General features: G+C 59.8%; 24 protein-coding genes. 14 read left to right on the top strand and 10 right to left on the bottom strand.

Going from position 1 to position 20,467, the window contains the following annotated elements; genetic code table 11:
* Nucleotides 1–112 precede the first annotated feature (112 nt).
* Complete coding sequence (rpsA, locus tag GYM54_RS01455; RefSeq protein WP_181102134.1) at nt 113–1,798, top strand: 30S ribosomal protein S1; 1,686 nt, start codon at nt 113–115, stop codon at nt 1,796–1,798.
* A 108-nt stretch (nt 1,799–1,906) separates the two neighbouring features.
* On the opposite strand, the gene GYM54_RS01460 is transcribed toward rpsA, so the two are convergent.
* The gene (locus GYM54_RS01460) at nt 1,907–2,350 is read right to left on the bottom strand and encodes a MarR family winged helix-turn-helix transcriptional regulator (protein WP_181102132.1); all 444 of its coding nucleotides are present in this window, start codon (nt 2,348–2,350) and stop codon (nt 1,907–1,909) included.
* Nucleotides 2,351–2,429: 79 nt separating this feature from the next.
* Between GYM54_RS01460 and GYM54_RS01465 the strand changes: the two genes are divergently transcribed.
* Together GYM54_RS01465 and GYM54_RS01470 are read left to right on the top strand one after the other, a co-directional pair.
* Nucleotides 2,430–3,596, top strand: a complete 1,167-nt coding sequence (locus tag GYM54_RS01465; protein WP_181102130.1) for a PLP-dependent aminotransferase family protein — start codon at nt 2,430–2,432, stop codon at nt 3,594–3,596.
* A gap of 41 nt (nt 3,597–3,637) precedes the next feature.
* Nucleotides 3,638–4,240, top strand: a complete 603-nt coding sequence (locus GYM54_RS01470) for a glutathione S-transferase family protein (protein WP_197444689.1) — start codon at nt 3,638–3,640, stop codon at nt 4,238–4,240.
* Between the two features lie 107 nt (nt 4,241–4,347).
* On the opposite strand, the gene folE is transcribed toward GYM54_RS01470, so the two are convergent.
* The 4 genes from folE to GYM54_RS01490 form a co-directional block, all read right to left on the bottom strand.
* The gene (gene folE, locus GYM54_RS01475; protein ID WP_197444690.1) at nt 4,348–4,893 is read right to left on the bottom strand and encodes a GTP cyclohydrolase I FolE; all 546 of its coding nucleotides are present in this window, start codon (nt 4,891–4,893) and stop codon (nt 4,348–4,350) included.
* Nucleotides 4,894–5,037: 144 nt separating this feature from the next.
* The gene (locus GYM54_RS01480; RefSeq protein ID WP_197444691.1) at nt 5,038–5,595 is read right to left on the bottom strand and encodes a Smr/MutS family protein; all 558 of its coding nucleotides are present in this window, start codon (nt 5,593–5,595) and stop codon (nt 5,038–5,040) included.
* A 67-nt stretch (nt 5,596–5,662) separates the two neighbouring features.
* Nucleotides 5,663–5,980, bottom strand: coding sequence for a hypothetical protein (locus GYM54_RS01485; protein WP_131648529.1), 318 nt, complete (start codon nt 5,978–5,980; stop codon nt 5,663–5,665).
* Nucleotides 5,981–6,065: 85 nt separating this feature from the next.
* Nucleotides 6,066–6,659 (bottom strand): cysteine hydrolase family protein, encoded by a 594-nt coding sequence (locus GYM54_RS01490; protein ID WP_131648530.1) that lies wholly within the window; start codon nt 6,657–6,659, stop codon nt 6,066–6,068.
* A 188-nt stretch (nt 6,660–6,847) separates the two neighbouring features.
* Here GYM54_RS01490 and prmB point away from each other — a divergent pair, with 188 nt between their 5' ends.
* Entirely contained in the window at nt 6,848–7,768 is a 921-nt protein-coding gene (prmB, locus tag GYM54_RS01495) for a 50S ribosomal protein L3 N(5)-glutamine methyltransferase (protein ID WP_131648531.1), read from the top strand.
* Nucleotides 7,769–7,801: 33 nt separating this feature from the next.
* On the opposite strand, the gene GYM54_RS01500 is transcribed toward prmB, so the two are convergent.
* Both GYM54_RS01500 and GYM54_RS01505 read right to left on the bottom strand, forming a co-directional pair.
* On the bottom strand, nt 7,802–8,593 hold the full coding sequence (locus tag GYM54_RS01500; protein WP_197444692.1) for a hypothetical protein: 792 nt from the start codon (nt 8,591–8,593) through the stop codon (nt 7,802–7,804).
* 66 nt (nt 8,594–8,659) lie between these two features.
* Nucleotides 8,660–9,625 (bottom strand): alpha/beta hydrolase, encoded by a 966-nt coding sequence (locus GYM54_RS01505; protein WP_197444693.1) that lies wholly within the window; start codon nt 9,623–9,625, stop codon nt 8,660–8,662.
* Nucleotides 9,626–9,778: 153 nt separating this feature from the next.
* Here GYM54_RS01505 and aroC point away from each other — a divergent pair, with 153 nt between their 5' ends.
* The 7 genes from aroC to GYM54_RS01540 all read left to right on the top strand — a co-directional run bounded on the left by aroC (nt 9,779) and on the right by GYM54_RS01540 (nt 14,526).
* On the top strand, nt 9,779–10,870 hold the full coding sequence (gene aroC, locus GYM54_RS01510) for a chorismate synthase (RefSeq protein WP_197444694.1): 1,092 nt from the start codon (nt 9,779–9,781) through the stop codon (nt 10,868–10,870).
* Nucleotides 10,871–10,964: 94 nt separating this feature from the next.
* Nucleotides 10,965–12,116 (top strand): MFS transporter, encoded by a 1,152-nt coding sequence (locus GYM54_RS01515; RefSeq protein WP_197444695.1) that lies wholly within the window; start codon nt 10,965–10,967, stop codon nt 12,114–12,116.
* A complete protein-coding gene (locus GYM54_RS01520) occupies nt 12,113–12,733 on the top strand; it encodes a methylthioribulose 1-phosphate dehydratase (RefSeq protein WP_197444696.1) in 621 nt (206 codons plus the stop codon). Before GYM54_RS01515 ends, GYM54_RS01520 begins: the two co-directional genes overlap by 4 nt.
* Before the next feature lie 82 nt (nt 12,734–12,815).
* Nucleotides 12,816–13,361 (top strand): acireductone dioxygenase, encoded by a 546-nt coding sequence (locus GYM54_RS01525; RefSeq protein ID WP_181102111.1) that lies wholly within the window; start codon nt 12,816–12,818, stop codon nt 13,359–13,361.
* A 2-nt stretch (nt 13,362–13,363) separates the two neighbouring features.
* Nucleotides 13,364–14,047 carry an acireductone synthase gene (gene mtnC, locus GYM54_RS01530; RefSeq protein WP_197444697.1) on the top strand — a complete coding sequence of 228 codons (684 nt, stop codon included), beginning with the start codon at nt 13,364–13,366 and terminating at the stop codon, nt 14,045–14,047.
* 73 nt (nt 14,048–14,120) lie between these two features.
* The gene (locus GYM54_RS01535) at nt 14,121–14,330 is read left to right on the top strand and encodes a PLD nuclease N-terminal domain-containing protein (protein WP_131648539.1); all 210 of its coding nucleotides are present in this window, start codon (nt 14,121–14,123) and stop codon (nt 14,328–14,330) included.
* Between the two features lie 4 nt (nt 14,331–14,334).
* Complete coding sequence (locus tag GYM54_RS01540) at nt 14,335–14,526, top strand: PLDc N-terminal domain-containing protein (protein ID WP_131648540.1); 192 nt, start codon at nt 14,335–14,337, stop codon at nt 14,524–14,526.
* A 57-nt stretch (nt 14,527–14,583) separates the two neighbouring features.
* On the opposite strand, the gene GYM54_RS01545 is transcribed toward GYM54_RS01540, so the two are convergent.
* Complete coding sequence (locus tag GYM54_RS01545; protein WP_197444698.1) at nt 14,584–15,516, bottom strand: DNA-3-methyladenine glycosylase; 933 nt, start codon at nt 15,514–15,516, stop codon at nt 14,584–14,586.
* Between the two features lie 168 nt (nt 15,517–15,684).
* Between GYM54_RS01545 and speE the strand changes: the two genes are divergently transcribed.
* Together speE and GYM54_RS01555 are read left to right on the top strand one after the other, a co-directional pair.
* The gene (speE, locus tag GYM54_RS01550) at nt 15,685–16,545 is read left to right on the top strand and encodes a polyamine aminopropyltransferase (RefSeq protein ID WP_131648542.1); all 861 of its coding nucleotides are present in this window, start codon (nt 15,685–15,687) and stop codon (nt 16,543–16,545) included.
* 300 nt (nt 16,546–16,845) lie between these two features.
* A complete protein-coding gene (locus tag GYM54_RS01555) occupies nt 16,846–17,187 on the top strand; it encodes a ribonuclease E inhibitor RraB (RefSeq protein WP_131648543.1) in 342 nt (113 codons plus the stop codon).
* Nucleotides 17,188–17,196: 9 nt separating this feature from the next.
* Here GYM54_RS01555 and GYM54_RS01560 read toward each other — a convergent pair whose 3' ends face one another.
* The gene (locus GYM54_RS01560) at nt 17,197–18,153 is read right to left on the bottom strand and encodes a LysR family transcriptional regulator (RefSeq protein WP_197444699.1); all 957 of its coding nucleotides are present in this window, start codon (nt 18,151–18,153) and stop codon (nt 17,197–17,199) included.
* Nucleotides 18,154–18,258: 105 nt separating this feature from the next.
* On the opposite strand from GYM54_RS01560, the gene GYM54_RS01565 reads away from it, so the two are divergent.
* Nucleotides 18,259–19,014, top strand: a complete 756-nt coding sequence (locus GYM54_RS01565) for a sulfite exporter TauE/SafE family protein (RefSeq protein ID WP_197444700.1) — start codon at nt 18,259–18,261, stop codon at nt 19,012–19,014.
* 22 nt (nt 19,015–19,036) lie between these two features.
* Here GYM54_RS01565 and GYM54_RS01570 read toward each other — a convergent pair whose 3' ends face one another.
* Entirely contained in the window at nt 19,037–20,425 is a 1,389-nt protein-coding gene (locus tag GYM54_RS01570; protein ID WP_197444701.1) for an MATE family efflux transporter, read from the bottom strand.
* Between the last annotated feature and the right edge of the window lie 42 nt (nt 20,426–20,467).

The following is a 20,467-nucleotide window of genomic DNA, read 5'->3' on the forward strand; positions in this document are numbered from 1 at the left end:
GCATGTGGGAGACCAGATCCAGTCCCGCAGGCCTTTTTTTATATGAATGAACCCACGTTATCTGGGGCGTGGAGATAGGGCGGATCCTCGCCCGAAAACAGCAGGAATAAACATGAGCGAAAGCTTTGCAGAACTTTTTGAAGAAAGCCTGAAATCCCTCGACATGCAGCCGGGCGCCATCATCACCGGCATCGTGGTCGACATCGATGGTGACTGGGTCACTGTCCATGCCGGTCTGAAGTCCGAGGGCGTCATCCCGGTCGAGCAGTTCTACAACGAGCAGGGCGAGCTGACCATCAGCGTGGGTGACGAAGTTCACGTGGCGCTGGACGCGGTTGAAGATGGCTTCGGTGAAACCAAGCTGTCCCGCGAGAAAGCTAAGCGTGCCGAGTGCTGGATTGTTCTGGAAGCGGCTTTCGCAGCTGAGGAAGTGGTCAAGGGCGTTATTAACGGTAAGGTTAAGGGCGGCTTCACGGTCGACGTTAACGGCATCCGTGCGTTCCTGCCAGGTTCCCTGGTTGACGTTCGTCCAGTGCGTGATACCACTCACCTGGAAGGCAAGGAACTCGAGTTCAAGGTCATCAAGCTGGACCAGAAGCGCAACAACGTTGTCGTTTCCCGTCGTAGCGTCCTGGAAGCCGAGAACAGCGCCGAGCGTGAAGCTCTGCTGGAATCGCTGCAGGAAGGCCAGCAGGTCAAGGGTATCGTCAAGAACCTCACCGACTACGGCGCGTTCGTGGACCTGGGTGGTGTCGACGGCCTGCTGCACATCACCGACATGGCCTGGAAGCGCATCAAGCATCCTTCCGAGATCGTCAATGTTGGCGACGAGATCGACGTCAAGGTGCTGAAGTTCGACCGCGAGCGCAACCGCGTCTCCCTGGGCTTGAAGCAGCTGGGCGAAGACCCATGGGTTGCCATCAAGGCTCGTTACCCGGAGAACACTCGCGTTGTTGCCAAGGTCACCAACCTGACCGATTACGGCTGCTTCGCCGAGCTGGAAGAGGGTGTCGAAGGCCTGGTGCACGTTTCCGAAATGGACTGGACCAACAAGAACATCCACCCGTCGAAGGTTGTACAGGTCGGCGACGAAGTGGAAGTCATGGTTCTGGACATCGACGAAGAGCGTCGTCGTATTTCCTTGGGCATCAAGCAGTGCAAGTCCAACCCATGGGAAGACTTCTCTGGCCAGTTCAACAAGGGCGATCGCATCTCCGGCACCATCAAGTCGATCACCGATTTCGGTATCTTCATTGGTCTGGACGGCGGTATCGACGGTCTGGTTCACCTGTCCGACATTTCCTGGAACGAAGCTGGCGAAGAAGCCGTGCGTCGCTTCAAGAAGGGCGACGAGCTGGATACCGTCATCCTGTCGGTCGATCCGGAGCGCGAGCGCATCTCCCTGGGCATCAAGCAGCTGGAAGACGATCCGTTCTCCAACTACGCCGCCGTCAACGACAAGGGCAGCATCGTTCGTGGCACCGTGAAAGAAGTTGACGCCAAAGGCGCCATCATCGATCTGGGCAACGATATCGAAGCAACTCTGAAGGCGTCCGAAATCAGCCGTGACCGCGTTGAAGACGCGCGCAACGTGCTGAAGGAAGGCGATGAAGTCGAAGCCAAGATCATCAGCATCGACCGCAAGAGCCGCGTCATCAGCCTGTCCATCAAGTCGAAAGACGTCGAGGACGAGAAAGACGCGATGAAGGAACTGCGTACCAAGCAGGACGTAGAGCCAGCCGCTGGTCCGACCACCATTGGTGATCTGATCCGCGCACAGATGGAAAACCAGAACTAAGTTCTGCAATCCATAAAAAAGGGCGACTTCGGTCGCCCTTTTTTGTGCTTCGAATAAGCTGGAGATCGCGTCAAAAACCTTCAGGCGCATCTGTGCGCCCAAGGTTGCTTAATGTCGATTGGTGCCGGTCGCCAGCGTCTGGTTCACTGCAAGCCAGCCGGATACGGCGTCATCGCCCGCCTGTTTGAACGCTCGTTCGAGTAGCCGTACCTGCTCTCGTCTAAGTAACTGTTCCAGCTTGGCGCCTTCTGCTGTGAAGCGCAGTACGCGCTTGCGCTTGTCGTCCTCCGCGGTTCTGCTTTCCACCAAATGCATCTCGATGAGCTGCCGTAGCGGGATATTCAGTGCCTGTTTGCTCACGCCGAGGTAGCCGAGCAGCTCCTTGACGCTGAGGTCGGGATAGCTTGCGATGAAGAAAAGAATGCGGTGATGGACCCGAGAAAGTCCGCGGCGCGCGAGCATTTCGTCCGGCTTGGCTGTGAAGGCCTGATAGCCAAGGAAGAAACTTTCCATGATCTGGCGCTGGATTGTGCTTTTTTTTAGGTCAGCCATATTGACGTATTCGGGGGCGTAAGCGTAATTTCGGTCAGGTAGTTTGACTTAATTTTCCCCTTAATGCATCTGGTGCCCCATGGTCTTTTCCGAACGCGTCGACCGCCTGAAAAGCTCGCTGATCCGTGAAATTCTCGCCGCTGCGCAGCGTCCCGAGGTGATGTCCTTTGCCGGTGGGTTGCCGGCCGAATCGATGCTGCCGAAGGTGGAATGGGCGCAGATGCCGGCGACCATGGGGCAGTACGGTATGAGCGAGGGAGAGCCGGCGCTGCGCGAGGCCATTGCCGCCGAAGCGCGTTCACTCGGTGTCGACTGTTCGGCCAGTCAGGTTCTCATCGTCAGCGGCTCCCAGCAGACGCTGGATCTGGCATCGAAGCTGTTCATCGATCGAGGTACCGAAGTGTTGCTGGAGGCGCCGACCTATCTGGCGGCGTTGCAGGCTTTCCAACTATTCGGTGCGGACTGCCTGGCGGTACCGCAGGAAGCTGACGGGCCGCACCTCGCTGCGCTACGCCAACGGCTGGAGCAACACAAACCGGCTTTCGCCTACCTCATTCCAACCTTTCAGAACCCTTCAGCGGTGCGCTACAGCGAAGAAAAACGCGACGCTGTCGCGGCGCTGCTCGATGAATTCAACGTCACTCTGATCGAGGACGAGCCTTATCGAGAGTTGGTTTTCGACGAAGGTAGCGCCAAACCCATCGTCAGCCGCATGCACAGGGCAAGCTGGATCTACACCGGTACGGTCTCCAAAACGCTGCTGCCGGGGCTACGGGTCGGCTATCTGATCGCGACTCCTGATCTGTTTCCGTATCTGCTTCGGCTGAAGCAGTCAGCCGACCTGCATACCAATCGCATCGGCCAGTGGCAGGCGTTGCAATGGCTGGGAAGCGAGCAATATCAGTCGCACCTGGTCGAGCTACGACGTTTTTATCGCCTACGCCGTGATGCGATGCAGGCTGCGCTGGAGGCTCATTTTGGCGATCTTGCCGACTGGCAGCTCCCGCAGGGTGGGCTGTTCTTCTGGTTGCAGCTGAAGCGTCCGGTAGATACGCGAACCCTGCTCGATTCGGCGTTGGCGCAGGACGTGGTATTCATGCCCGGCGAGCCGTTCTTCGTCGACCCGGAGCAGAATCCAGGATACCTGCGGCTTAATTTCAGCCACGTCGCGCCGGAGCGGCTGGCTGAGGGCGTTCGCCGGCTGGCGAGCGTCATTCGGAGTGCCGAAATGGTCGATGCGGCGTAGTTTCATTTAGCGGTGCTTGCGCTGCCGCATGGAGAAGAGATATGGCGTACAAGGTTTATGGCGACTATCGGTCTGGCAATTGCTACAAGGTGAAGCTGATATTGCATCTGCTCGGGCGGGATTACGAGTGGATACCGGTAGATATCCTCCGTGGCGAAAGCCGTGAAGGATGGTTTCTGAAAAAGAATCCTAACGGCAAGATTCCCGTGCTCGAATTGGAAGACGGTTCCTGTCTATGGGAGTCGAATGCGATTCTCAATTTTCTTGCGGAGGGAACCGAGTTCCTGCCCAAGGATGCGCGCTTGCGCACCCAAGTGCTGCAGTGGCAGTTCTTCGAGCAATACAGTCACGAGCCGTTCATTGCCGTGGCGCGATTCATTAAGGTATATCTGGGTTTGCCTGATCGTCTCGATGAATATGCTGCCAAGCAACTGGACGGCTACCACGCGCTGGACGTCATGGAGCAACAGCTACTGCGCACGCCATACCTTGTTAGCGATCACTACTCAATTGCGGACATCGCGCTGTATGCCTATACGCACGTAGCGGAAGAGGGAGGATTCAAACTGGAGAAATACCCAGCAATCTGCGCGTGGCTACAGCGGGTTGCCAGCCATCCTCGGCACGTCGGGATGTTCGACTAAGGAAGACGAGAAAGAGGCTGGAGGCTTGAGGCTGGGCGAGAAAGCAGCTGCGCGCTGCAAGTCTCAAGCAGCAAAGAAAGCATGAAGCCAGCCCAGCCTCATTTCTCCTATCTGACCAACCCGAGAAATTCGCTGCGGGTGGCGGCGTTTTCCCGGAACTGTCCGAGCATGACCGAGGTAACCATTGAGGAGTTCTGCTTCTCGACGCCGCGCATCATCATGCACATGTGCTGGGCTTCAATAACAACAGCCACGCCCCATGCGCCGGTGACCTTCTGGACCGCCTCGGCAATTTCGCGGGTGAGGTTCTCTTGAATCTGCAACCGGCGAGCGTACATCTCGACGATACGCGCTACCTTCGACAGTCCCAGTACTTTGCCGTTGGGCAGGTAGGCAACATGGGCCTTGCCGATGAAGGGGAGCATGTGGTGTTCGCACAAGGAGTACAGCTCGATATTCTTTACCAGCACCATTTCGCTGTTGTCGGAGCTGAACAGCGCGCCGTTGGTGACATCTTCCAGCGTCTGCTGGTAGCCCTTGCATAGATACTGCATGGCTTTGGCGGCGCGCTTGGGCGTATCGAGCAATCCCTCGCGGGTGACGTCTTCTCCGAGCTGGCCAAGGATCTCGGTGTAATGTTGTTCCAGTGACATTGAGCTACCTGTCGGGCTTCGTGTGAGCGCAAGCGCGAAGGGTAGGGTGCACCCGCCGCGCTGGCAAGGGGAAAACAGCAAGCTGTACGCTATGAGCCGCAACAAGAGCCTGAGGGCTCGTTTGGTCTCGTCAGCTTGGAGATGCTATTCATCTCTCCCCTCGAGCATGGTGCGTTTGAGCATCACGTAAACCGCCCCGGTGCCGCCATGTCTCGGCAGGCATGAAGAAAAGCCAAGCACTCGGTCATGTTGACGCAGCCAGGTATTGACGTGGCTCTTGATCATTGGACGTTTGCCGTCGACGCGTGCGGCCTTACCGTGGGTGACTCGCACGCAGCGAATTTCGAACTTGCTGGCTTCGGCAAGGAAATCCCAGAGCAGCTCGCGCGCCTTTTCGACGCTCAGCCCATGCAGATCCAGGCTGCCTTCGAAGGGGATCTGGCCGGCTTTGAGCTTGCGCATCTGGCTGTCTTGCACACCGTCGCGTGCCCAATACAGCTCGTCTTCCGCTGCGACATCGATGACGAACTGATCGGAAAGCCCATCGATGCGGATTTCGCTGTCGCTGATGACTGCGTTTGCGCGTCGAGTGGCGATCTGCGCCTTGTTGCTGCGTGGTTTGCCGGTGTCGGCGCGGTCGTGTTTGATTGGCTTGACGCCATGAACGGCTGATTTGAACAGGGAAAAGTCGTCGTCTTGCATGGGGCCTCCGCGTTGCAGGCGATCTTACCCGAAAGCCTCCGCTTTCAACCTGCTCGAAGCGCAGAGGTCAGCGCTTCTTCTTCAGTCCAGGGGACAGGCTCAGCCCGCCGGGTTCACGCAACCGGCGACGCACGCGGTGTCGGATGAGCAGACCGATAACCAGCAAAGCCAGGCCAAGCACCAATAGCGTCACTGCTTCTTCATATTCGAACGCCATGTTGGCGAAGGCTGCATGGCTGCCGAACAGGGACGCCGCACCAGATCCCGCCAGAAGCACACCGAGGATGCTCAACAGCAGGCCCAGCATTGCGCCGAGGCGTGCGCCCCAGCTCCGTTGCTCGCGAGGGCGAAGTCGGCGTGCATCGAATCCATCGGTTCGTTTCATTCCGGTTACCTCGTCAGAACAGGCTATGACCGGGGCAGCCCGGTCAGTTTTATTCGCGGTCAGGTAACGCTTACGGCGCGAACGATTACGCCAGTGCTCCTACGTCAGCCACGCAAACAGCGAAGTTGTCCGCGAGAATGGTCATTTCCATGCGATGTACCTGCGCCGCCTCGAGCACACCGTCTCCCATTGGCAGATCGCGGGTGGCGCAGGCTTTATCAACGAGGGTACAGCGGTACCCATAGTCTTTCGCCGCGCGAACCGTGGTGCTCACGCTGGAGTGAGTCATGAAGCCGCAGACGATGAGGTCGAGGCGGCCATGCTGCTGCAACAGCTCGTGCAATTCAGTGCCGGCGAAGGCGTTGGGCAGGGTCTTGCCGATCACGGTTTCGCCGGGGAGCGGCGCGGCTTCCGGCATGATCTGGCCGCGTAGGCCCTGCGGGTCGAACAGCCCGCCTGGAATACCCAGGTGATGAACATGCACGACGGGTGCACCGGCGGCGCGCGCAGCGCTGACCAGGCTCTTGATTTCCTCCAGCGCTGAGCTCAGGTTCGGTAGCGCAAGAGTCCCTGTCCGATATTCTTCCTGAGCGTCAATGACCACAACGGTCGCGTTAGCCAGAGTCGCCGGTGCATAACTGCGGCCACTGAGCTGAAGCATGGTCTGTGGCTTGGACATCACTGACTCCTTGTTTTGAGAGGGGCCTGATTGTGGCGCTAGATGACCGATATGTGAACTGCCCAAGATGATGATTTCGCCAGCGGAGTTGCGCAATCCTGCAATAGACCCATGATCCTTCTATACGATTTGAGAAAGTCGCGAAGCCATCGGCTAAACTCTCGCGCTTTTCAGAAGGAGATGCTGCCGTGACCGCTTCGCCGTCCCAATTGCGCACCTTGCGCGATTACATTCGCTGGGCCGTCAGCCGCTTCCAGGCCGAACAGCTGTTCTTCGGTCACGGCACGGACAATGCCTGGGATGAAGCGCGTCAGCTGGTGCTTGGTGCCCTGCATCTGCCCTGGGAAATGGCTGACAGCTATCTCGACTGCCGGCTGGAAGACGATGAGCGGCAGCATTTGCAAAACCTGCTGCATCGTCGAATCGAGCAGCGTGTGCCCACCGCCTACCTGCTGGGGCAAGCCTGGTTCTGCGGGCTGCCGTTCATCGTCGACGAGCGCGTGTTGATTCCGCGTTCGCCAATCGGGCAACTGATTGATCGCCGCTTCGAACCCTGGCTGGCGCAGCCCCCCGCTCGGATTCTCGATCTGTGCACCGGCTCCGGTTGTATCGGAATTGCCTGCGCTTATGAGTTTCTCGATGCCGAAGTGGTACTGGCCGACCTGTCGTTCGAGGCGCTCGAAGTGGCGAATCGCAATATCGAGCATCATGGCGTGGAGGATCGGGTCTACACCGTGCAGAGCGATGGCTTCGACGGGTTGCCCGGCCAGCGCTTCGATCTGATCGTCTCCAACCCTCCGTATGTGGATGCGGAAGACTTCGCCGACATGCCGGACGAATACCATCACGAGCCGGCCCTGGGGCTAGCCTGTGGGGATGATGGGCTGGACCTGGTGCGGCGCATGCTGGCCGAGGCGGCTGATCACCTGACCGAAACCGGCACCCTGGTTATCGAGGTAGGTAACAGCCAGGTGCATGTCGAGGCGCTTTACCCCGAGGTGACCTTTACCTGGCTGGAATTCAGCGAAGGCGGGCATGGCGTATTTCTGCTTGCCGCCAGCCAATGCCGCGAGCATCAGGCATTGTTTCGCGCTCGCCTCAAAGGCTAGAAAGCAGCGCTGCGATGTGGGGCGGCACGGGACTCAGCGAGTCGCAATCCAGATCAGCAACCCCGCCTGGAACAGTGAGAAGGCGATCAGGCAGGCAATGGTGAATCTGAGCGTGCCATCTTCCCGGCGGAATTTGTTCAGCCGCTCCTGCAGGTCTCGGATCTTGTTTTCCTGCTCCAGCAGATTCTGATCGGCCTGCTCCAGCATCGCGGCAGCATCCTTCAGGTCGATGATCTGGACTTTCTCCAGGTTCCAGTCGGGGCGCAGTGAGCTGACACGAGACGCGCTATAGGTCGCCTTGAGTTTGCTGGGCTCCGGATAGAGCACATCGAAGCCTTGACTCAGCAGGCATTGGTCGCGGCGCAAGCGCATGTCTTCGCCGGTTATGTCCGCAGCGGAAAGGGCGCCGCCTTCGACCAGATAGTGTGCCCAGCGCTTCTGAGCCCAAAGTGCACCCTGCGCCAGCAGAAAGCGTCCGAGGCCTCGATTGACTGGCTGCATATGCAGGCCGGAGTCGGGGCCAAAGCGCAGCTCCTTGGCACGATGATCCGCCCAGACTTCCAGTGCATTGTGCTTCTTCGGCAAAACCTGGCCCGGTAGCCGCACGAACAGCTTCAGTAAACTCTGCTGCGGTGTATGCCGTTCGACTTGAGCCAGTTCAACGAACCTCAACGGCCGCGCACCGGTATCCCGATCGGTCGGAAGTGGCGCCAGGCGCAGTAGTCGAAAACGATCCGGGGCGAGCTCCGCCCAGGGATGCGGCTGCGGCGTTGTTTCAGGCGTTTGGGCCTCGCTGCCGTTAGCGGAAGGCGAGCTGTCGGTCATGTCGGCGTCCATGGGCTCCAGGAGCGAGTCGTTGCGTGGGCAAAGAGCGTATCGGCCGACGTTCGGCTAGCTGGAGGCTGGCAATAAGCCATTCCTGCGCAGAAATTGGCTGATCCGCTCCGTCAGCGCATAGGCGATCGGCAACTCGGGTTGGTTGTAGGAGGCGGTCTGTTCGTTGCGATCCATCGGCACGATGCGCAGTACGTGGTTCATCCCCTCAATCAGTGCCAGCTCGGCGTCTCCTCGGGCGCGCTGCAAGGCTTCGGCATCTTCCTGCTCGACCTGGATGTCATGGGTGCCCTGGATGATCAGGGCCGGCACGGTCGTGCTGGCGAAGGCCTCTGCCGGGTCTTTACCGAACAGGGAAATCAGATAAGGCTGCACGCTTGGACGAAACAGGATCTGTAGCGCATCAGGCACTTGCTCATGCACTCGTCCCGCCTTGAGTTCGTCGATCAGGTAATGCGCGGTTGCCAGTAGCGCTGGCGGCAGGCGGCCCTGGAGTTGCTCACGCAGCAGCAAGTCGATTGGGCGGCCGCTGCCGGCAATGCTGATTAGCGCGCCGGGCTTGGCGACAGGCGTGGCCAGGCTGGCGATCAGCGCGCCCTCGCTGTGCCCGACCAGCACGACAGCAGAGAAGCGCGGGTCGGCTTTCAACATCTGTGCCCAGGCCACCGCGTCAGCGGCGTAGCGCTCCACGTGCAGTTGCCTTTCGTCTGGAGCGACTGCAAGGCTTTGCCCAACGCCCCGTTTGTCATAGCGCAGGCTGGCAATGCCGCGCTTGGCCAGCGCCTGTGCCAGCCGCTTGAGGCTGTCGTTGTGGCCCATTGGGCTGTTGCCGTTGCGGTCGGTGGGGCCCGATCCGGCAATCAGCAGCGCGACCGGTATAGGTTCGGCGCTTTTGGGAAGCAGCAGAGTGCCATGTAGACGACCTTCCGGTACTTGCACCGTAACGGCCTGATTCAGCAGCGTCTGAGCTTGGATATGTGGAGCAAGCATGGCGAGAAGGACAAACAGCAAGAGCGTGCGCATGAGTAGGGGTCAACCATCGGCGAAGCGGGTTGGATGCGATGCGAAGCACTTGGTTCGCCTGCCAACCATACGCGCAGTCACCGAAGCGGTGAAACCTGCGGCGGCTCGGGTATACTCCCGCCCCCTGTTTAGGTCGATCGCGGAGCGCCCTGCATGTCCGGCAACACATACGGCAAGCTGTTCACCGTCACCACAGCTGGTGAAAGTCACGGTCCTGCGCTGGTCGCAATCGTCGATGGTTGCCCGCCGGGGCTGGAATTAACCGTCGCCGACCTTCAACGCGACCTTGATCGACGCAAGCCCGGCACCAGCCGGCACACGACCCAGCGACAGGAAGCCGACGAGGTCGAGATTCTCTCTGGCGTGTTCGAAGGACGCACCACCGGTTGTCCGATCGGCCTGCTGATCCGCAATACCGACCAGAAGTCCAAGGACTACTCGGCGATCAAGGATCAGTTCCGCCCGGCCCACGCCGACTACAGCTACCACCACAAGTATGGGCTACGTGATTACCGCGGCGGTGGTCGCAGCTCGGCGCGTGAAACCGCGATGCGCGTAGCGGCCGGCGCCATCGCCAAGAAATACCTGGCGACTCTCGGCATTGAGGTGCGCGGCTACATGAGTCAGCTAGGTCCGATCGAGATCCCCTTCAAGACCTGGGACAGCGTCGAGCAGAACGCCTTCTTCAGCCCCGATCCAGGCAAGGTACCGGAGCTCGACGCTTATATGGATCAACTGCGTCGCGATCAGGATTCGGTCGGCGCAAAGATTTCCGTCGTTGCCGAGGGCGTACCGCCAGGCCTGGGCGAGCCGATCTTCGACCGTCTGGATGCCGATCTGGCTCATGCACTGATGAGCATCAACGCCGTCAAGGGTGTGGAGATCGGTGCCGGTTTCGCCAGTGTTTCCCAGCGTGGCACCGAGCACCGTGACGAGCTGACCCCTGAGGGCTTCCTTTCCAACAACGCCGGCGGCGTGCTGGGTGGAATCTCCAGCGGCCAGCCGATCATCGCCCATCTGGCGCTCAAGCCGACGTCCAGCATCACCACGCCGGGTTGCTCGATCGACATCGACGGCAATCCGGTCGATGTCATCACCAAAGGCCGTCACGACCCTTGCGTCGGCATTCGCGCCACGCCCATCGCCGAAGCGATGATGGCCATCGTCCTGCTGGACCATCTGTTGCGTCATCGCGGGCAGAATGCCGATGTGCGGGTAACGACTCCGGTGTTGAAACAGCTTTGAGCTGCAAGCCACAAGCTTCAAGCTGCAAGCGAGAAGGCAGTAAAGGTAGCGTCCTGGCTTGTGCTTGTGTCTTGACGCTTGAAGTTTGCCGCTTATGACTGCTTCTCTTCCTTACTGGCGCCTCTCCAGCTTCTATTTCTTCTATTTCGCCTTGCTCGGCTCCGCCGCGCCGTTTCTCGGGCTGTATTTCGATCACCTGGGGTTCAGCGCCGAGCGCATTGGTGAGCTGGTCGCCATTCCGATGTTGATGCGCTGCCTGGCGCCGAATCTCTGGGGCTGGCTGGGCGATGTCACCGGCCAGCGTCTGGCCATCGTTCGCATTGGCGCGCTCTGCACGCTGCTGTCGTTTGGTCTGATCTTCTTCGGCAAGAGCTACGCTTGGCTCGCGCTGGTCATGGCGCTGCATGCGTTCTTCTGGCATGCCGTGCTACCGCAGTTCGAAGTCATCACGCTCGCGCATCTTCGTGATCAGGCATCGCGCTACAGTCAGATCCGTTTGTGGGGCAGCATCGGCTTCATCGCGGCGGTGGTGGGGCTTGGTGCACTGTTCGAGCGTCTGACCCTGGATATTTACCCCGTGGCGGTGATGGTGGTCATGGTCGGCATCTTCATCGCCAGTGTCTGGGTGCCCAATGCCGCGCCGGAACAACGACCGGATCTGGCTGAACAGGGTGGCTTCCTTCGTCAGTTGTGCCGTCCCGGCGTACTCGCGTTCTTTGTCTGTGTTGGACTGATGCAAGTCAGTCACGGGCCTTACTACACTTTTTTAAGTATTCATCTTGAGTCGCTTGGCTATAGCCGGAGCACCATCGGCCTGTTGTGGGCGCTGGGCGTGGTCGCGGAGATTCTGATTTTTCTGGTCATGGCTGCGCTGATGGCGCGCTTTTCGTTGCGTCAGGTCTTGATGGCTAGTTTCGTGCTGGCGGCGATACGTTGGCTGCTGCTCGGCACGCTGGCCGATCATCTGGGCGTGCTGCTGATCGCACAGCTGATGCACGCGGCGACGTTCGGCAGCTTTCATGCGGCGGCGATCCATTTCGTTCAGCGCAGCTTCGGCCACCGTCAGCAGGGACAAGGGCAAGCGTTGTACGCGACGCTTGCGGGTGTCGGCGGGGCGCTGGGAGCGCTTTACTCCGGCTACAGCTGGGCCAGCCTCGGCCCGTTCTGGACCTTCGCCATCGCCAGTCTGGCGGCACTGGCCGCAGCCGTTATCATTGCCATCCCTAAGCAGGAGAACCGGGCATGACAGCCACTCGTGAACACTTGTCGCAGGCCATCATCGACGCGGGTCGCTTTCTCTATGGCCGCGGTTGGTCTCCGGCGACCAGTAGTAACTATTCGGCGCGGCTGACCAGCGCCGAGGCGCTACTGACCGTTTCGGGCAAGCACAAAGGTCAGCTGACGGTGGATGATCTGCTGGCTGTCGATATGGACGGGCGCAGCCTGGAGGAGGGCAAGAAGCGCTCGGCGGAAACCCTGCTGCATACGCAGCTGTATCGCTGGCAGCCGGAAATCGGCGCCGTGCTGCATACGCATTCGGTCAACGCCACCGTGCTTTCGCGCGTCTGCCTGAGTGATTCGCTGGTCTTTGCTGATTACGAGTTGCAGAAGGCGTTCAGCGGCATCGCGACCCATGAATCCCAGGTGCTGGTGCCGATCTTCGACAATGATCAGGATATCGAGCGACTCGCCGCGCGTGTTCAGCCCTGGCTCGACGAGCATCCCGACTGCGCTGGTTATCTGATCCGTGGGCATGGCCTCTATACCTGGGGCGCACAGATGAACGACGCGCTGCGCCAGATCGAGGCGTTCGAGTTCCTGTTCGATTGCGAACTGAAGATGCGCATGTTGCAGCGCGTCTGACCGCCGCTCTTTCTACCGCACGCAACGCGTGCCCGAATAACCGATGAGAAGCCGGGACAGCACCCGGTTCGGAGACAACCCCATGAGCATTCTCAGCGTCTATCAGGACAACGCTCCCGAGCAGCCTCTCAAGGTGCTCACCCATGTCGAAGATATCGCCGCCACATTGGCTGAGGTTGGCGTGCGCCTCGAACGCTGGCAGGCCAGTGCGCCGCTTGCCGCCGGTGCCAGCCCGGAAGAGGTGATTGCCGCCTACCGGCCGCAGATCGACCGACTGATGAACGAGCGGGGCTACGTCACGGTAGACGTCATCAGCCTGAGCAACGATCACCCGCAAAAAGCCGAGTTGCGGGCCAAGTTTCTCGAAGAACATCGTCATGCCGAGGACGAGGTGCGCTTCTTCGTTGCTGGGCGGGGTCTTTTCACATTGCATATCGATGACAAGGTCTACGCCGTGCTGTGCGAAAAGAACGATCTGATCTCCGTGCCCGCTGGCACCCGGCACTGGTTCGACATGGGTGAGAATCCGCACTTCGTCGCCATTCGCCTGTTCAACAATCCAGAAGGCTGGGTCGCGCAATTTACCGGTGAAGACATTGCCGGTCGCTTCCCGCGCCTGGAGGATTGAAGATGCCGATCAAAGCCATTCTCACCGATATCGAAGGCACCACCAGCGCGGTGAGCTTCGTCTTCGACGTACTGTTCCCCTATGCCCGCGAGCACCTGCCAGCGTTTGTGCGCAAGCATGTGGCGGAGCCGGCGGTGGCTACGCAGATCGAGGCCGTGCGCAGCGAAAGCGGCGAGCCGGAGGCGAGCATCGAGCGCGTCGTCGAAATCCTGCTGGAATGGATCGCCGCCGATCGCAAAGCCACCTCTTTGAAAGCACTGCAAGGCATGGTCTGGGCCGAAGGCTATCGGGCCGGTCAAATCAAAGGCCATGTCTACCCGGATGCGGTGGACGCGCTGCATCGTTGGCATGAGCAGGGCTACGCGCTCAATGTGTATTCCTCCGGATCGATTCAGGCGCAAAAGCTGATTTTCGGATGTGCTGAAGCGGGGGATCTGACTCCACTGTTCTCCGGTTACTTCGACACGGGCAGCGGCCACAAGCGGGAGGTTGAGTCTTACCGACGAATAGCCGGATCGATCGGCCTGCAGGCCGATGAGGTTCTGTTTCTGTCCGATGTGGTGGAAGAGCTGGACGCTGCGCGTCAGGCCGGCATGCACACCTGTGGCCTGGCTCGCGAAGGCGGCGAGCTGACTGGTCATGAATCCGTCCAAAGCTTTGCCGCGATCGACCCGGCCCGTTATTGAACGGGTCGTCTTACTGAACCCTCAAACCGCCCCGGCATCCTAATTACGTACTCACTGTAATTGGAGTCTTGCCATGACCGATGCCTTCGGCGGTATTTTCGGCCTGCTCATTCTGGCACTGGATGTCTGGGCCATCGTCAGCGTGCTGCGCAGCGACGCCACGACTGGCAAAAAAGCGATGTGGGTGTTGCTGATCGTGATCCTGCCGGTCCTGGGTCTGATCATTTGGGGCATCATGGGGCCGCGTGGTAACCGTCCCGACGACCGGAACCTGAGACCCTAAGCCTATGGAAACCTGGAGTGCTCTGCTGGCAGTGGTAGTGCTGGTAGGCGATGTGCTGGCCATTGTTCAGGTGTGGCGTAGCCGTATCGAGGTGGGGCGAAAGATCATCTGGAGCCTCGTTATTGTGCTGCTGCCGGTAGTGGGGCTGATCATGTGGTTCGTTGCGGCGGGGCACTTTGCCAAGGTCAGGTTGTGAGCTGTGCGGGCCGAGCCTCAGCCAGTTGCTTGTCATGCCGCGATTCGCGAGCAACCACTAACTCGTTGAGGCTGCTGGCCCGGCCTTTGTGACCGGTCTTGTTTGTCCTGCCGTGACGCCGTAGTTCTGCCAGATATGTACCGCAGCGTAGGCCCGCCAAGGTCGCCATGCCTGTGATCGAGTCAATAACTGTTTGGCTGTTATACCCTCGCTTCCCCATAAGGGCGCTTTCAGCAGGCCGAGATCGGCGGCCGGAAAGGCGTCCGCTTCGCCAAATCCTCTCAATGCAATGTACTCGGCGGTCCACGGGCCGATACCAGGCAACATGCAGAGCCTGCGAACAAGTTCGTCCGCACCGTCCTGAACCTGAAGTTCGAGCGCGCCTTCTGCCACCGCAGCCGCCAGGCGTTGCAGTGTCGCAACGCGCTTGCCAGGCATGCCGATATTGTCCAGTTGGGCTTGCGCTATCGCTGCCGGGCTGGGAAACAGCGTGAGCAAACCGGCGGCTTCGCTCGCCGTTGAGCGGGGCAGCTCGCCGCCGAGCCGCTCTACTAGCCGTCGAGTGATGGTCACGGCGGCTTTCACCGTGACCTGCTGGCCAATGATGGCGCGCACCGCCTGTTCGAACGGATCGAAAGCGCTGGGCAGGCGCAGCCAGGGATGCGCAACGACCAGCGGCCCGAGCTGCGGATCGTCGATGAAATGCCGCACTACGGCTGCCGGGTCGATGTCGAGATCGAACATCTTGCGAACCTGAGAAACCAGTATGGGTGCGTGCTCATGTAACGAGTCGCTCAGGGTCAGTTCAATGGCGTCCTGGCCCGGTAACGGTCGCACGCTGATCCAGCCGACACTTCCATTCACGCGAACGGTACGGCTGTAGCGGTCGGCATCCAGCGCTTCGACTCCCGGCAACAGCCGCAGCGCGAAGTGCTGGTGAAATTGTGTCCAGTTCCAAGGGGCGATATAGGGCAGGTGTAGAGGCGTCATAGGCCGACCATAGCCGTCGTTGATGGGGTGTCTTCACCGAAAGCGCTTTGAAAGCGGTATGGTTTCCCCTGTCATGAGACCAAAGTAGAATGCGCCTCTTTGCCAACGGGCAGTCCGTGCGGCCTGCGGGCGGCTTGTCTGTTACGCCATCCATCAGGGAGACACCCCATGAGCGACTATCAGGAAACTCTCTACGAGGGATACGGCCAGCGCTTCAGGATCGACAAGATGCTGCATGAAGTGCGTACCGAGCATCAACATCTGGTGATTTTCGAGAATGCCCGAATGGGACGCGTCATGGCGCTCGACGGCGTAATCCAGACCACCGAGGCCGATGAATTCATCTATCACGAAATGCTTACTCACGTACCGATTCTGGCGCATGGCCTGGCGCGCCGCGTGCTGATCATCGGTGGCGGTGACGGCGGGATGTTGCGCGAAGTCGCCAAGCATCGGGATGTGGAAAGCATCACCATGGTTGAGATCGACGGCACCGTGGTGGAGATGTGCAAGGAGTTCCTGCCGGAGCACTCGAAAGGCGCATTCGCTGATCCGCGATTGAATCTAGTGATCGACGACGGCATGCGCTTCGTTGCGACTACCGAAGAAAAGTTCGACGTGATCATTTCCGATTCGACCGATCCTATCGGTCCTGGCGAGGTGCTGTTCTCGGAAAACTTCTACCAGGCCTGCCGCCGCTGCCTCAACGAAGGTGGAATTCTGGTCACGCAGAACGGTACGCCGTTCATGCAGTTGGCCGAAGTGCAGACCACCGCCAAGCGCATGACCGGGCTTTTCCCTGACTGGCATTTTTACCAGGCGGCGGTGCCTACCTACATCGGCGGCGCCATGACCTTCGCCTGGGGCGCTTGCGACTCGGCCAGCCGCAAACTGACGCTGGAAACTCTGAGCCAGCGTTTCGCCGGCAGCGGAATCGTCACCCGCTATTACAACCCGCACATCCATATCGGCGCGTTCGCGCTGCCTCAGTATGTGTTGCAGGCCATCAGCAAGCCGAGCAACGATTGAGCGCTTAGCGCACTGCGGCAGTCTGTTTGCCGCAGTGTGCAGGTTGGCTCGATGTCCATCATGCGTCCGATAACGATGCGTACACCGTATGTCGTTGGGGGACGGCATGCGGCGCCTGAACCGAACTACTCAGGACTGCTGAGGCCTATTGTTTATACCGCACGCTGTTTCCCGTTGCGGTTTCTTATCTGTTAAAGGTATTTGCGATTGGCTCTAGTCAGCCGATATCTGCAAAGAGGCTGACTCAAGACTCTATCCATTCCCCCACCGTTTCATCCATGAGTGAGAGGAGGTTGTTTTATGAGTGCCACCTTCCATGAGGATGTAAGCAGCAACGTATTGATGAGGATGAAAGAGGGCGGTTTCGATTTCGCCCGCGTCCATCCGATCGAGTTTTATGCCGTATTTCCTGATCGCGAGTGTGCGTCTGCCGCCGCAAGCCAATTTCGCGGTGAATGCATCAACGCTCAGATCGCCCCACGTGATGACGGCGCCTGGGACCTACAGGTCAGCAAGGTGATGTACGCCACCTTCGATGGCATTGGTGATTTCGAACAGGATCTGGAAAATCTGATCGAGCCGCTGGGTGGCGTGGTCGATGGTTGGGGTGTCACCCAGGAAATATCCGGCTGCCCCGTCTGACGTCAGTCCTTAACCAAAGCTTAGCCCGCTTTGCAGTGCCTGATCCCAGGGTGGGATCGGGCCAAACCGGCTTTTCAGAAACTCTAGTAGCAACCGGCTGCGAGAGTCGGCTTCCCTGGTCAGGCGCAGGGCGTAGATGCCGCTTGGCTCCGGCGCAGGCAGGCCCTGTTCACAGAACAGCGGCAGCAATTTCCCGCGCAGCAGGTGATCGCTGATCAACCAGGTCGGCAGATGCGCAATACCCAGGCCAGCCACGGTGCCGCAAAGCAGCGCTTCGGCATTGTTCGCAATCATCCGCAGGCGTCTCGGCCGTAACAGCTGCAACTTGCCCTCATGCTCGAATCGCCAAGCGTGGGTGGGTGCCAGTGCATCCCAATCCAGCCCGTCATGTTCTGGCAGCTCCGCAACCGATATCGGAGTGCCTCGCCGTGCCAGGTAATCGGGGCTGGCGCAGGCGATGCGTGTCATCGGCGCCAGTGCTGTGGCGACCAGCCGGGTTTCGGCCAGCGGGCCGATACGCAGTACCAGATCGACCTCGCCTAAGTGTTCGCCCTGCAGATCGACAAAGCTGTCGATCAGGCGTAGCTGGATATCCACGCCCGGATAGGCCTGCAGAAACTCCGCAAGCGCAGGTGCCAGATGCCGGCGGCCGAAAGGCGCTGGCGCATCGATACGGATGCGGCCTTCCGGTGTGCTTTGTAGCGATGTCATTTCGGCGCGTGCCAGGTTGAGTTCCTGAACGATACGCCTGGCGCGCTCGGCAAAGACCTGCCCGGCTGCGGTGGGCTTGATGGAATGGGTGTTGCGGCTGACCAGTTGGCAGGCAAGCGAGCGTTCCAGCGAATCGATACGACGGGCAACGGAAGAGGGCGTGAGTCCATGCAGGCGGCCCGCCGCTGAAAAGCTGGAGGTATCGATCACGGCAAGAAACAGCCGGAACTGATCGGTGAGTGCGTTGGCATCCATGTTCGTTGCTCCGCTTTGCGTAAGTTGCAAAACCATTGTGCAGGCTTGTGCGTGTACCTACTAGAGTGTGGTGAGTAGCATTGCGGTTTTCATCAGGAAGCGATCATGGACTTCGTCGGGTTCGGGCTGAATGTGGTGTTGGGTTTGGCGTTGGGAACACTCGGCGGCCTGTTCGGAATCGGCGGTGGGCTGATTGCGATTCCAGTGCTCGGCGTGCTGTTCGGGCTGGATCAGCAGGTTGCGCAAGGCACGGCGTTGGTGATGGTTGTGCCTAATGTGCTGCTCGCCATCTGGCGTTATCACCAGCGCAACCGCATCGACCCGCGCCACGCTGCGGCGCTGGGTATAGCCAGTTTCTTTTTTGCCATCGCGGGTGCCGCCATTGCGGTTTCGCTCGATGCTGGCCGCATGCGTATTGCCTTCGTCGGTTTCCTCGTCGCCCTAGCCGCCTACACCTTGTTGCGCGTTTTCATTCGGTCGCAGCCTGGGAGTACCGAATTGCGCCATCCGTGGCCTTGGCTGGGCGTGCTGGGCGCTGGCGCCGGTGCGTTGGGTGGATTGTTCGGCGTTGGCGGCGCGGTGCTTGCCACGCCGGTGCTTACGGCGGTGTTCGGTACATCGCAGGTCGTTGCGCAGGGGCTGTCATTGTCGTTGGCAGCGCCAAGCACCGCCGTAACGTTATTCGCCTATGCCACTCACGACCAGGTCGACTGGTCGCTGGGGTTGCCGCTTGCCGTTGGCGGACTGCTCAGTATCAGCCTTGGCGTGAAACTGGCACACGCGCTGCCGGAACGCCTGTTGCGCGTTCTGTTCAGCGGCTTCCTGCTACTAAGTGCTGTGATGCTGGCGTTCGAGGTTTGACACGTTTGAGGTGATCGCCACACTACGCTGCGGCCTGGGTCGCTTGCCGGCGTATCTCCCATCGGGCACTGCGCGCCAGGCGGATGGTGAGCAATATCGCGGCGCAGCTCAGGCCGGCGATCAGCCCTTGCCAGAGCCCTGCTGGACCGCTCGGATCGCCGAACCTGTCGGTGAGGCCCAGCAGGTAGCCTACCGGCAGGCCGATGCCCCAGTAGGCGAAGAGCGTGAAGATCATCGTCATGCGGGTGTCCTGATAGCCACGTAGCGCGCCGGCTGCGGTGACTTGCACCACGTCGGAGAACTGGAACAGCGCGGCGTAAAAGAACAGGCTGGCGGCGACGGCGATTACGGCCGGGTCGGTGGTATAGATGCGAGCGATCTGCTCGCTGAACAACAGCATCGTGCCGGCCGAGAAACAGGCATAGACCAAACTTGAAACGATCCCGACGCCAGCAACGAAGCGCGCATCTCGCGGCGCGTTACGTCCCAGCGTCTGGCCGATGCGTACGGTGATGGCCATACCCAGCGACAGCGGAATCATGAAGATCAGCGAGGTGAAGTTCAGCGCGATCTGGTGCCCAGCGACGACAGTTGCTCCGAGACTACCGATCAGCAGTGCGATGACCGAGAAGATGCTGGCCTCGGCGAACACCGCAACCCCGATCGGTACGCCAACGGAAAGCAGGCGGCTCAGTACGGACCAGTCCGGCCAATCGAAACGGGCAAAAAGTCGGTTTGGTTGGTAGTAGTCGGCACGCCGGACCCAGAACAGCATGGCCAGCAGCATGAAACCCATGACTACGGCAGTGGCCCAGCCGCAACCGACACCGCCCATGGCGGGCAGGCCAAGCTTGCCATAGATGAAGATGTAGTTGAGCGGGATGTTCAATGCCAGCGCAAGAAGCCCTACGACCATGCTGGGACGCGTGTGTCCGAGGCCGTCGCTGTAGCAGCGCAATACCTGGTACAGGGCCACCGCCGGAAAGCCGCACGCCACCGCTCTCAGATAGGCCATCGCTGGTTCAATCAGCGTCTGATCGACCTGCATCAGGTGTAGCACGGGTTCGGCATTCCACATCATGATCGCCAACAGCGTGCCAATCCCGAGGCCCATCCATAATGCCTGGCGCACCAGCGGGCCGATCTGCTCATGCTGCCCGCTGCCGAAGCGCTGTGCGACATTGGGTGTGGTTGCCAGAATAATCCCTGTGAGAAGCAGAAACACAGGGACCCAGATGGAGTTGCCCAGCGCTACGGCAGCGAGATCGCGGGGGCTGACGCGCCCGGCCATCAACGTATCGACGAAGCCCATGGCGGTGTTCGCCAGTTGCGCGATCATCATGGGCAGGGCGAGAGCAAAGAGGGTGCGCAATTCAACGCGAACCCTGCTGAGTTTCGACTCAGTGGGCATTCAGGGTGTATCCAATTGTATACAGAGCTGCTCAGTCTACGC

The organism is Pseudomonas sp. MTM4 (assembly GCF_019355055.1).
Classification (GTDB): Bacteria; Pseudomonadota; Gammaproteobacteria; order Pseudomonadales; family Pseudomonadaceae; genus Stutzerimonas.

Coding starts and splice junctions, on each gene's coding strand:
- GYM54_RS01480 (WP_197444691.1), bottom strand. CDS start 5,595: ATGCAAGACGACGACTTTTCCCTGTTCAAATCAGCCGTTCATGGCGTC.
- GYM54_RS01505 (WP_197444693.1), bottom strand. CDS start 9,625: ATGCGCACGCTCTTGCTGTTTGTCCTTCTCGCCATGCTTGCTCCACAT.
- GYM54_RS01500 (WP_197444692.1), bottom strand. CDS start 8,593: ATGACCGACAGCTCGCCTTCCGCTAACGGCAGCGAGGCCCAAACGCCT.
- GYM54_RS01490 (WP_131648530.1), bottom strand. CDS start 6,659: ATGTCCAAGCCACAGACCATGCTTCAGCTCAGTGGCCGCAGTTATGCA.
- GYM54_RS01545 (WP_197444698.1), bottom strand. CDS start 15,516: ATGACGCCTCTACACCTGCCCTATATCGCCCCTTGGAACTGGACACAA.
- GYM54_RS01515 (WP_197444695.1), top strand. CDS start 10,965: ATGACTGCTTCTCTTCCTTACTGGCGCCTCTCCAGCTTCTATTTCTTC.
- GYM54_RS01565 (WP_197444700.1), top strand. CDS start 18,259: ATGGACTTCGTCGGGTTCGGGCTGAATGTGGTGTTGGGTTTGGCGTTG.
- GYM54_RS01470 (WP_197444689.1), top strand. CDS start 3,638: ATGGCGTACAAGGTTTATGGCGACTATCGGTCTGGCAATTGCTACAAG.
- GYM54_RS01535 (WP_131648539.1), top strand. CDS start 14,121: ATGACCGATGCCTTCGGCGGTATTTTCGGCCTGCTCATTCTGGCACTG.
- GYM54_RS01520 (WP_197444696.1), top strand. CDS start 12,113: ATGACAGCCACTCGTGAACACTTGTCGCAGGCCATCATCGACGCGGGT.
- GYM54_RS01560 (WP_197444699.1), bottom strand. CDS start 18,153: ATGGATGCCAACGCACTCACCGATCAGTTCCGGCTGTTTCTTGCCGTG.
- mtnC (WP_197444697.1), top strand. CDS start 13,364: ATGCCGATCAAAGCCATTCTCACCGATATCGAAGGCACCACCAGCGCG.
- folE (WP_197444690.1), bottom strand. CDS start 4,893: ATGTCACTGGAACAACATTACACCGAGATCCTTGGCCAGCTCGGAGAA.
- rpsA (WP_181102134.1), top strand. CDS start 113: ATGAGCGAAAGCTTTGCAGAACTTTTTGAAGAAAGCCTGAAATCCCTC.
- GYM54_RS01540 (WP_131648540.1), top strand. CDS start 14,335: ATGGAAACCTGGAGTGCTCTGCTGGCAGTGGTAGTGCTGGTAGGCGAT.
- speE (WP_131648542.1), top strand. CDS start 15,685: ATGAGCGACTATCAGGAAACTCTCTACGAGGGATACGGCCAGCGCTTC.
- GYM54_RS01460 (WP_181102132.1), bottom strand. CDS start 2,350: ATGGCTGACCTAAAAAAAAGCACAATCCAGCGCCAGATCATGGAAAGT.
- GYM54_RS01465 (WP_181102130.1), top strand. CDS start 2,430: ATGGTCTTTTCCGAACGCGTCGACCGCCTGAAAAGCTCGCTGATCCGT.
- aroC (WP_197444694.1), top strand. CDS start 9,779: ATGTCCGGCAACACATACGGCAAGCTGTTCACCGTCACCACAGCTGGT.
- GYM54_RS01555 (WP_131648543.1), top strand. CDS start 16,846: ATGAGTGCCACCTTCCATGAGGATGTAAGCAGCAACGTATTGATGAGG.
- GYM54_RS01525 (WP_181102111.1), top strand. CDS start 12,816: ATGAGCATTCTCAGCGTCTATCAGGACAACGCTCCCGAGCAGCCTCTC.
- GYM54_RS01485 (WP_131648529.1), bottom strand. CDS start 5,980: ATGAAACGAACCGATGGATTCGATGCACGCCGACTTCGCCCTCGCGAG.
- GYM54_RS01570 (WP_197444701.1), bottom strand. CDS start 20,425: ATGCCCACTGAGTCGAAACTCAGCAGGGTTCGCGTTGAATTGCGCACC.